General features: G+C 32.6%; 7 protein-coding genes. All 7 read left to right on the top strand.

Annotated elements, in window-relative coordinates:
* A partial coding sequence (locus F6K22_RS15835) for an NAD(P)/FAD-dependent oxidoreductase (protein WP_293099511.1) occupies nt 1-1097 on the top strand: 1097 nt, incomplete at its 5' end.
* A 504-nt stretch (nt 1098-1601) separates the two neighbouring features.
* Entirely contained in the window at nt 1602-3488 is a 1887-nt protein-coding gene (locus F6K22_RS15830; protein ID WP_293099508.1) for a DCC1-like thiol-disulfide oxidoreductase family protein, read from the top strand.
* A 17-nt stretch (nt 3489-3505) separates the two neighbouring features.
* Entirely contained in the window at nt 3506-4987 is a 1482-nt protein-coding gene (locus F6K22_RS15825; protein WP_293099506.1) for an MBOAT family O-acyltransferase, read from the top strand.
* 14 nt (nt 4988-5001) lie between these two features.
* Nucleotides 5002-6228 (top strand): hypothetical protein, encoded by a 1227-nt coding sequence (locus F6K22_RS15820; RefSeq protein ID WP_293099504.1) that lies wholly within the window; start codon nt 5002-5004, stop codon nt 6226-6228.
* Between the two features lie 60 nt (nt 6229-6288).
* Nucleotides 6289-7521 (top strand): hypothetical protein, encoded by a 1233-nt coding sequence (locus tag F6K22_RS15815; RefSeq protein WP_293099501.1) that lies wholly within the window; start codon nt 6289-6291, stop codon nt 7519-7521.
* Between the two features lie 139 nt (nt 7522-7660).
* Complete coding sequence (locus F6K22_RS15810) at nt 7661-9310, top strand: glycosyltransferase family protein (protein WP_293099498.1); 1650 nt, start codon at nt 7661-7663, stop codon at nt 9308-9310.
* Nucleotides 9311-10324: 1014 nt separating this feature from the next.
* The coding region (locus tag F6K22_RS15805; RefSeq protein WP_293099495.1) for a 6-pyruvoyl-tetrahydropterin synthase-related protein at nt 10325-11687 on the top strand (1363 nt) is incomplete at its 3' end.

Raw genomic sequence — 11687 nt, 5'->3', positions numbered from 1 at the left:
TTAAAAATAAAAATTGTCAAATTACTTTAATAGATAAACACGATCATATTGTGTTTACTCCCTTGCTTTATGAGGTAATTACAGGAGAACTTGAACCTTGGGAAATATTTCCTCGTTTTGATAAACTTATCAAAAATAAAAAAATACAGTTTTGCAAAGATACGGTTGAAGACATTGATTTCAAAAATCGTCAAGTTAAACTTTTAGAACAAGGAATTTTAGCTTATGACTACTTAGTTATTGCTGTGGGAGTGACTAATGGAAAATTACCAACTGGTGCAGAAAATGTTTTGACATTCCGAACTTTAGCTGATACTCAACTCCTGGAACAAAAACTACAAAGTTTGGAAAATTCTAATAAAGAATTAATTCGGGTAGCTATTGTGGGTGGGGGTCCGAGTGGAGTAGAATTAGCAGGAAAAATAGCAGATAGATTGGGAAGACGGGGAGAAATACGTTTAGTAGAAAGAGGAAAAGAAATCCTGAAAAGTTTTACTTCAGCTACTCGCAAAAATGCTCGACTTGCTTTAGATAAACGAAATGTTTTAATCAGTTTAGAGACAAGTGTGAATTCTATTGAAGTTGACCAAATTACTTTATGGCAGTCTAATGAAAGTGCTATTATTCCAACAGATTTTGTACTCTGGACAGCAGGTACTCAAGTGAGAGAGTGGGTGAAAGATTTGGATTGTTCCCATAATTCAAGAGGTCAACTTATTTGTGAGCCAACTTTACAGTTGGTTGACTATCCAGAAGTATTTGCACTGGGAGATATTGCTGATATTTTATATCCTAATGGTAAAAAACTTCCAGCCACAGCTCAAGTTGCTTATCAACAAGCAAGTCAAGCAGCTAAAAATTTGTGGAAAATTTTAAATAATAAACGTCCCAGACCTTTTCATTATTTACATTTAGGCGAAATGATTACTTTAGGAAAAAATGCTGCTGCTGTTTCCAGTTTTGGTATTAGTTTGCATGGTTGGTTAGCAGCTTTAGTGAGACTTGGTGTTTATCTACAACGTTTACCGACTCTCGATCATGGTTTTCAAGTTTTATGTAATAGAGTAAAAATTTGGATTGCTAAAAGGAAAAAATAGCAAAGTAATACTATTTCTCGAAAACCTTTTTACATATTCTTGAGTAGGGGAGTAGGGGAGTGGGGGAGTAGGGGAGAAGTAAAAACATAAATAATTAACACGCGAGTAGTTAGTAATTATCAAAAAGATTATCTTGACTTTGTTAATTACTTAATAATTTACAGCAGATTGCAAGTAAATGAGGTACAGTCCTTAATTTGATAAATTCCCACCATTTTTAAAACTGGTATACAAACTATTTTTCCTGTACCTCATAAACCTGAAATACGCTGTAAGTGTCACCTAATAATAATTGGTATAACTTGGTGTTTAATTTAGCTAAAAAAAATAAATAAAGGCAATTACAATGATGGTAGATGATTTAAAGAAGGAAAAAAATTCAATACTAAACTATTGGAAACTGCTGTTTTTAATAGACTAAAAAATTGGATTGCTAAAATGGTAAAAATAGCAAGGTAACTTGAGATTTAGTTTAGCTAAAGAAGTTAAATAAAGGCAATTACAATGATGGTAGATGATTTAAAGAAGGAAAAAAAAATCAATACTAAACTAGAGGAATTATTTGGTTTAGACTTGCGATCGCTGGCTCTATTTAGAGTTGGGTTGGCATTGATAATTATTGTAGAATTAATTATCCGTGCTGGAGATTTAACAGCTCATTATAGTGATGCTGGAGTGATGCCTCGGACATTACTCAAGGAAATTTCAAATCCTTTTCATTGGTCAATAAATTCAATTAGTGGTGAACCTTTTGTACAGGGTTTAATTTTCTTATTTGCAGGAATAGTAGCTATAGCTTTGCTAGTAGGATATCAAACTAGATTAGCAACTATTGCAATGTGGGCGTTTATTATTTCTATTCATAATAGAAATCCAGTCTTAATTTTTGCTGCCGATCATGTACTACGCGCTCTACTTTTCTGGGCAATGTTTTTACCGTTAGGAGCAAATTATTCGATAGATAGCGCTCTTAATTCTTCAACAGAAAAATTGCCTAAGCGTATTGCTTCTGCTGCTACTGTGGCATTTATGATTCAAATGGTTCTGATTTATGCAGGTTCAGCAGCTTATAAGACTAAAAGTGAGATTTGGTGGCCTGATGGAGATGCGGTTTATTATGCTCTGAGTTTTGATGGATATGCTACGGCATTTGGGCAATTTTTACTAAGTTTTCCTCAGCCTATATTAAAGTTACTAACCTGGGCAGCTCTTTGGTTTGAATGGTTAGGACCTTTTATGATTTTTATTCCTTTTGCAATTACGTTTTTCCGTTCTGTTTCTGTTGTTTCTTTTATTCTTTTACATATCAGTTTTGGTTTGTGTTTTACTTTGGGAATATTTCCCTATTTAAGTATTGTTAGTTGGTTTGCTTTGATTCCTACAGCAGTATGGGATAATTGGCAGAAAAAAATTCAGACAAATGAACGGCAAGGATTGAAAATTTATTACGATGCAGATTGTGGATTTTGCAAGAAAGTTGTTTATCTGTTACGCACATTTTTAATTTTACCAGGAACGCCAATAACAACTTGTCAAACTGATGAATCTATCTATGCTGATATGCAGGAGAAAAATTCTTGGGTGGTGGTAGACTGGCAAGAAAATCGACGTTTTAAATGGGAGGCTTTGGTTTATGTTTTTAGTTTGTCTCCTATATTTAAACCTTTGGCTTTTGTTATGGGTTTACCATCAATAATACCTCTGGGAACGAAATTTTATGAAACTATTGCTAATAATAGAAAATTTGCCGGAAATTTTACTAAACCTTTTAAATTTCGTCCTTTAGACATACGTCCTTATCGAGGTTTAAATATTGTTGTATTTTTACTACTTATCTACACTTTGATTTGGAATGTAAAAGGTTTTGTGACGCAAACTTATCAAAGAAGAAAAGTAGAAAAGCAGGATTTAATTACTAAAGCTCATAAATTATTTAGACGTAGAACTGTTCAAAAATTAGATGTGGTTGGTAAGCTGACAAAGTTAGACCAATCTTGGAGTATTTTTGCACCTGCTCCACCGAGAGATGATGGTTGGCACGTTATTCAGGGTAATTTAAAAAATGGGAAAGAGGTTGATGTTTTATATGAGAAAGGAGAGTCTGTAAGTTGGGATAAGCCAACAATGAAACAGTTCAATAAATTGTATAAGAATATGCAGTGGCGGAGTTATTTTCTGACTTTAAATCGAGCGATTGGAAAAAAACTTTATCCTTATTATGCAGAGTATGTTTGTCGTGAATTGAATAAAAGGAATGAGGGTGCGGAAAGATTAGAAAGTTTGGATATTTTCTTTATGGAGGAGAGAACTGTTCCGCCAGGAGAGACACAAACTGTGGAAAAGAAAAGTGTGATGCAAAAATCTTGTTCAGATGAGCAAAAAGATATTTAGGGAGAAGGTGATTAGGTATGTTATTTAACTCTTATGTTTTTATCTTTGGTTTTTTACCTTTAACTCTGATTATATTCTTTGCTTTAACCAAGTTTGGTTTAATTAAGGCTGCTAAGGTTTGGTTAACTGCTAGTTCTTTTGCTTTTTATGGTTATTGGAATGTTGCTTATTTGCCTCTGCTCATAATTTCAATTTTATGGAATTTTCAAATGGGGAAATTTATTGCTGAGGCTAAACCGGAAAGCAAGCGAGCAAATGTTTTACTTTGGGTGGGTATAGCTGTTAATTTAGCAATAATTTCCTATTATAAATATGCAAACTTTTTCTTGGATACTGTTAACTCGGTAGTTTCTACAAATTTGAATGCTGGGAAAATTATTTTACCTTTGGCAATTTCTTTTTATACTTTTACTCAGATAGCTTATTTAGTAGATGCTTATCGTGGGGAAACAAGAGAGACTAATTACGATTTACTTACTTATAGTTTCTTTGTTGTTTTCTTTCCGCAATTAATTGCCGGACCTATTTTACGCCACGATGAACTTATTCCTCAGTTTCGTCAATTGCGTAATTTTATTTTTTCCCAGAAAAATATGGCTTTGGGTTTGAGTCTTTTTGGTCTGGGTTTGTGTAAAAAAGTTTTGATAGCTGACACTATATCGCCTTGGGTAGCATTAGCTTTTAATAATGCTTCTGAGTTGAGTTTTCTTGAAGCTTGGGTAGGAGCTTTAAGTTACACTTTTCAGCTATATTTTGATTTTTCTGGTTATTCTGATATGGCGATAGGTTTGGGGTTGATGTTTAATATTAAATTACCGATTAATTTTAACTCTCCCTACAAGGCTACTTCTATTAGTGATTTTTGGCGACGCTGGCATATTACTTTATCCAATTTTCTGAGAGATTATTTATATATTCCCCTCGGTGGAAGTCGTCGCGGAGAAGTGCGTCGTTATAGTAATCTTTTGACAACAATGCTGTTAGGTGGATTATGGCATGGTGCAGGTTGGACTTATGTAATTTGGGGAGGTTTACACGGTACATATTTATGTATTAATCATGGTTGGCGAAAGTTAAATATTCCGATGCCGAAAGTATTGGCATGGGTAATTACTTTTGTTGCTGTTATTGTTAGTTGGGTGTTATTTAGAGCGCAAAATATTCAGGATGGTCTAGAAATTTTACAGACAATGGCAGGTCTGAATGGAGTAGTTATACCAGGGGAAGCAAAAGGTAAATTATCTGTGTTAACTAATTTTGGTTTTCAACTTAAGTCTTGGTCGGATATGAACTATTTGCCGGAATTTTTGGGGAGTCAAATTTTCTCAATTTTGACTTTGATCGGCTTAACTTTTTCTGTAAGTTTCCTACCAAATACTCAGGAAATTTTAGCAAAGTTAAAACCTACTTGGTGGTGGGCAGTTTGGATTGGTGTTTTGACCAGTGTAGCTTTATTATCCTTGAATCGTGTGTCTGAATTTCTTTATTTCCAATTTTAATTATTTAGATAAATATGAGTATCAATAATCAACTTAGTTCTAGTTACTCTCAACCTTTAAATGCCGAAAAATCAGAAAAAAATTTGGGAAGTAAAAGAAAATATCTTCGATATAATTGTATATTTTTACTGTCGATATTTATCCCTGTAGTTACTGTAGGAGTATTCAATATTGTTATAGATCCTTATGATGTGTTTAATACTCCCAATTTCTTAGGAATAAATCATTCAAAACCTCGGAAAGATAATAGCGACCGCCTATTTAAAGCAACTGATATTATTCGCATTAAACCCGTGACAATTTTAATCGGCTCATCTAGAACAAAACGCGCTCTAGACCCAAATCATCCAGCTTTAGAAAATGAGCAGCCAGCTTATAATTTAGCACTCAATAGTATTAATTCTTATGAAGTACGACGCTATTTAGAACACGCAATAGCTAATCAAAAACAATTAGGCTTAGTTATTGTTGGCTTAGATTTTTTTATGTTTCGTAAATCTAACACTAATGAAGCAAATTTTTCTGAACAAAGATTAGAAAAGCGGCATATTTCCTTAAAAGATTTGATAGATGTAATATTCTCTCTAGATGTATTATTAGCCAGTCAAGAAACAATAATTGATAGTAAAAAAACTCTCCCCGCTCAACTTCGCTATGGAGACTACAATGGATTTATACCTAAGTTAAATCCAGATAGAGAAAGAATACAATCAAGATTTGAAAAGTACATCAATATCTATCATAAATCTTATACCGATCAATATAAACTATCTACTCAATTCTTAGATGAATTAAAAAAAATAGTAGATTTGTGTCAAGAAAATCAAATTAAGTTAGTACTATTTATTTCTCCTGCCCATGCAACTCAGTGGGAAGCAATTAGAAGCTCAGGCAAATGGTCAATTTTTGAAGAATGGAAACGTAAAATTGTCAAAATAACCCCCGTATTTGATTTTTCTGGATATAACAGTATCACAACGGAACCTATTCATAATCAGATGGAAAACTACACAGATAATTCTTATTACACCCCGAAAGTAGGAAATTTAGTTCTTGACAGAATTCTATCTTACAAGGAAAAAGATGTTCCAGGAGATTTTGGAATTTTAATTAATCCAGAAAATATTGAATCTCATCTCGTAAAAATTCGTCAAGACCGAGAAATTTGGGCTAAAAATAATCCTGATGAAGTGAACTTGGTAAAAGAAATTAAACAAAAATATGATGCGTTACTAAACTAGATCAAAATTATATCTGACATATTAAATTAACTAAAATATACTTTGACTTGGAGGCAAATTATGAGCATTAATAATCAACTTAGTTCTACTTACTCTCAAGCTTCATCTCCCAAAAAATTAGAAAAAATTGTGGGAAAGAGAAAAAAATATCGCAGATTTAATTGGATATTTTTGTTGTCAGCATTTCTCCCTATAGTAGGTGTAGGAGTATTCAATATTATTGTCGATCCTTATGATGTATTTAATACTCCCAATTTCTTAGGAATAAATCATTCAAAGCCTCGCAAAGATAATAGCGATCGCCTGTTTAAAGCAAATGATATTATTCGTATTAAACCTATAACAATTTTGATAGGTTCATCCAGAACAAAACAAGGTTTAGATCCGAATCATCCAGCATTAGAAAATGAGCAACCTGCTTATAATTTATCTTTGAATGGTCTGAATATTTATGAATTACGACGTTACATAGAACACGCGATCGCTAACCAAGAAGAATTAGATTTGATTATTCTCGGCTTAGATTTTTTTATGTTCAACACATTCTTAGAAAATCAACCGAGCTTTTCTGAAAATAGATTAGAAAAACGGCATATTTCCTTAGCAGATTTTGTCAATATTACCTTTTCTTCAGATGCACTTATAGCAAGTAAAGAAACTATAGTTGAGAGTAAAAAAAATCCGCCAGATAATATTGGTTATGGAGAAAATGGATTTATGCCATATCGAAATCCTGACCCAGAAAAAACTCAGTGGAGATTTAAGAATAGTATCAATGTTTATTATAATTTTAATGCTAAATATCAATTATCTACTCCATTAGATGAATTGAAAAAAATCGTAGATTTATGCCAACAGCACAAAATCAAATTAATCTCATTTATTTCTCCCTCTCATGTGACTCAGTGGGAAGCAATTCGAGCAACAGGTGAGTGGTCAACTTTTGAAGACTGGAAACGTGAAGTTGTAGAAATTACTCCTGTATTTGATTTTTCCGGATACAACAGTATTACATCTGAACCTATCTATAATGAAATGGAAAATTATACAGATAATTCTCATTACACTCCTAAAGTAGGGAATTTAATTTTGAACCGAATTCTTGATTATGAACAGGAAGAAGTTCCAGAGGATTTTGGGATTTTAATTAATCCAGGAAATATAGAATCTCATTTAACAAAAATTCGTCAAGACCGTGAAGTTTGGGCAAAAAATAATCCTGATGAAGTGAAGTTGGTAAAAGAAATCAAAGATAAATATGATGAAAAACTGGCAGAAAAAGCAGATAAGTAATTCTAAAATAGAAATAAATAAGTAAGTCAATTAAAAATATTAACACCATGAATTTTGATAAACCATCTCCTAAAAAAAAATACTTCAATTATTAAACAACTACTATTTATCTAATATTGGGATAATTCTTTTACTAATTTTGGCAACAGTTATTATCAATTGGAGAATGATCAATGATGGGTTAAATGGAAAGATAGATATGATTTGGCACATCACTTGGTTGCAACACTTTTCTGCTCAAGTTTATGAGGGAATTCATTATCCTCGTTGGTTAGCTGGTACTAATTATGGCTATGGTAGTCCGACTTTTGTTTTTTACCCACCCTTAGTTTATTACTTAGGTACATTTCTGAAATCTTTTGGTTTAAATATTGAGAAAACTGTTATTATTTTATATTCTTCAGCTATTTTTTTCTGTGGTTTGAATTTTTATATTTATGGTCGAAGTCGTTGGGGAATTATTCCTTCTTTGGCAGGTGCATTCGCATATATGACTGCTCCTTACTTAGCTTTTACAACTTATTGGGTGAGCAGTCTTTCCTCACTTTTTGCATTTGCATGGATTCCTTTATGTTTTTGGCTGACTGAAAAAACAATTATTCAACCAAGATGGGGAATAGGACTAACTTTTTTATGGGCAATCCTAGCTTTAACTCATCTGCCAAGTCTACTTCTATTTTTAGTTTTTTGGTTATTTTATACATTATTCTTATTTTTTAATTCCTCTTGGAAAGTTTTTTTGCTAACAGTTCTGTGTGCTGCAATTGGCTTAGGAATAGTATCATTTTACTTACTGCCAGCTGTTCTAGAAAAGTCTCTCGTAAATATAGAGGTGATGAAAGAAATAGGAGGAGGTTTTCAAGTATCTATGCTTGGAGCTGCTAACAATCCTCTGATTCCTTTAAAGTTAAATAGTAGACCACCACACATCTTTGTTCATCAGTCATTAGCAATTGTTGTCCTGGCTTTAATTACTATAGTTTTCTTTCGGAGAGATATAAAAGCAACTAGAGAAACTCGATGGTGGTTCAGTTTTGCCCTTGGTTTAGGATTTTTTATGAGTTATCTATCTTGGCCAATTTGGCAAGTTGTTCCAATTTTACAATCAGTTCAGGTTTCTTTTAGATTACTTTTTATTTTTTCTTTTGTTGGAGCAGCATTGTATTCAGTTGTAACAAAGGGAATTATTAATCTTCAGCCGAAGTTTAAATATCCACTTTTATCAATAATGATTTTAATACTAACGATCAATTTTAGTTTTGATTATAAACTTTCTCGTAGATTTCCTACACTTAATAATCCGGGTCAAGCAAATCTCGAACATCTTACTGAAGTAAAAACAGCTCTGGAAGAACCTTATACAGATAAATTGAGAGACGTTGCTGAATATATTCCTTTATTAAGTAATGGAAAATCTCCTGACGCTCCTATTATTGGACAACCCCGTGTTTCTGTGATTCAGGGAACAGCAACAGTTGAAATCCAAAGTTGGAATAGCTATCAGAGACTTCTAAAAATAGATGCTGAAGAGTCATCAACTATTAGAATTAGAACATATTTTTATCCTGCTTGGCACTTGTATCTCAATCAAGTTTCTTATCCAATTAACGTTTTATCAGATGGAACAATTGGTTTTAAGTTAAATCCTGGTTCCTATGTAGTCAAATTAAATTATCAACATACTTTTGCTTTTATTGTAGGGATGATATTTAGCACGATTAGCATTTTATTGATGATTGCCTTATGGGTAATAGAGTTCAAATTTAATTTATCAAAGAAGATTATTTAGCTAGATAGAAAAAAAATTTATTTAAGGGCTTCAAGTAAAGTTTTAGGCTGTTTTATTCTTGGAATTATCAATTTATAGTCGGTGTAATTATTAGTATTTTTAGTATTATTATACTTGTGAGTTACTGATATAAATTTGCTTGAAGCAATAATAAAAATTCTTAGTCGATCAAACCATATATTTCAAGTAGCAAGTCAAATTATTCCATAAGTTATTAGTTGGGAAGCTATACTGTTCAAGCGTTACATTTTTATTATTGTTTTTTTACCTGTAACTCTGATTATTATACTATTTAGTTTAATAAGGTTTATTAAAGAAAGTTGCTAAAGTTTGTTTACCGATAAATTGTGGTCTAAAGCCTCCCCTTTTAAATTGATAATTATCTCTCCCTAAAACATATTGGATTTACGCGGAGCGTGAAAATTTTTTCTTGTTTCTCCACGGCGAGTGAGAGGCTTTAAACCTTAATTATTCGGTAATTATGTAGTTTCACTCACTCCAAATTCAATTCCTAGCAGTTGAGCTTATTCTTATTATTGTTTATTGTGGAATTTTTATGCTTGTTTTAATCACTTTTCTAGCTGTTCATACTTGATGCCTAATAAACTTTCTGATTCTTGTGGATGATTGTGAATGTACCCAACCATGCAGGTCATAATTTGCCATCAAAAATTACATTTTTTATTACTCTCTCACAATTGATTTATTTTTCGGAGATGTCTATTGAGTAGATACCCTTATTTGCTTCTGCTAATAATTTTAATTTTCTTTAATTATCCAATTTTTAAATTTATTCCGGAAACTAAATCAGAAGCTAGAAGAATGTTTTGTCAACATTTGTCAACATTTAGAGAAGTTAAGTAATTGGGTAAGCTTGTGACACAAGAAGCTACTTTGAAAGGTTTCTTATCCAAAACATCTAAGATTCTCCCTAAATTCTCTTTTCCACCTTATTTAATTGAAGGGGGGATAGTTTTTCTGATATTTGTAGCCACTTTAATTATAAATTCGAGGATGATTAGGCATGGACTTAATCTTAATTTCAATGTCGATATTAAGTGGCATCTTACATGGATTCAACATTTTTCTCAACAACTCTCTGAAGGAATTTTATATCCTAGATGGCTGGCTGGAACTAACTACGGTTATGGTAGTCCTACTTTTGTATTTTACCCTCCTCTTGTTTACTATCTTGGCTCGTTTCTCAAATTAAGTGGATTAAATATTCAAGATACTGCCATTATTCTTTTCTCCTCAGCACTTTTCTTGTCAGGTTTGACTTTTTATATTTATGGTCGAAATAAGTGGGGAAAGATTACTGCCTTAGCTGGTGCATTGATTTATATGACATCCCCATATATTGCTCATGATATCTACTATCGAGGAGGTTTATCATCCATATTTGTTCAGATATGGATTCCCTTACTTTGGTGGCTAACTGAGCAGTCTTTCTCAGGGAAAAAATGGCGATTGGGATTAGCTATTTGTTGGACAATTATTGCTTTAACTCATACTCCAAGTTTGTTGCTTTGTGCAGTTGTCTGGTTGATTTATACATTATTTTTTCTACTCAATAAACCTTGGAAAGCTGTAGTAGAAACAATTTTATCTGCAGGTGTAGGATGGGGAATAGCTTCTTTCTATTTACTACCAGCTATTCTGGAAAAACGTTTTGTTAATATTGAGGTAATGAAGGAGGTTGCCAGAGGAGTTAAATATAATATTTTTAATTTAACACAGCTTTTTAATCTAATTCAGAATAATTATGAGGTTGCCTATATTTTTCTTCATCAGTTCTTAGCAATTGCTCTGTTAATAATAATTGCTTTTGTTTTCTGTCGCTGTCAGTCTGCTGTTCTTCAGGAAACTTGCCATTGGAGTATTTTTGCACTTACTTTAACTTTTTTTATGAGTTCCTGGTCTGAATTTATCTGGCAAGCTAGTCCAACTTTACAAATGGTTCAGTTTCCCTGGCGATTATTACAGATTTTTTCTTTTGTTGGAGCTGTCTTATCTGCAACAGTTTTCAGTGGAATTCTTAAACTTCGTCTGCGTTCTCGATTTTTATTATCCCTAGTAATTGTTGTAATTTTGCTGATGAATTTTAGGTACTTTCATAAACGATCCACCGAATACATAGCACTTCGTAACCCAGGACGAGCTAATACTGAACATCTTCAATATATCAAAACAATTATGAATGACCCCTACACGGGTAAGTTGAGAGATGTTGAAGAGTACCGTCCTCTCCTAAAAAATGGTTCTTCTTCTCCACCTGTACCGCTTATTGGTCAACCCAAGATTTCTGTTATTAGTGGTCAGGCAAAAATAAATATCCAGGAATGGCAAAGCTACAATAGAATATTTTCTGTGACTA

This window comes from Okeania sp. SIO2F4, assembly GCF_010672385.1.
Classification (GTDB): Bacteria; Cyanobacteriota; Cyanobacteriia; order Cyanobacteriales; family Microcoleaceae; genus Trichodesmium.
The sequence above is the reverse complement of the archived record's forward strand: the minus strand, read 5'-3'. Positions and strand labels throughout refer to the sequence as shown.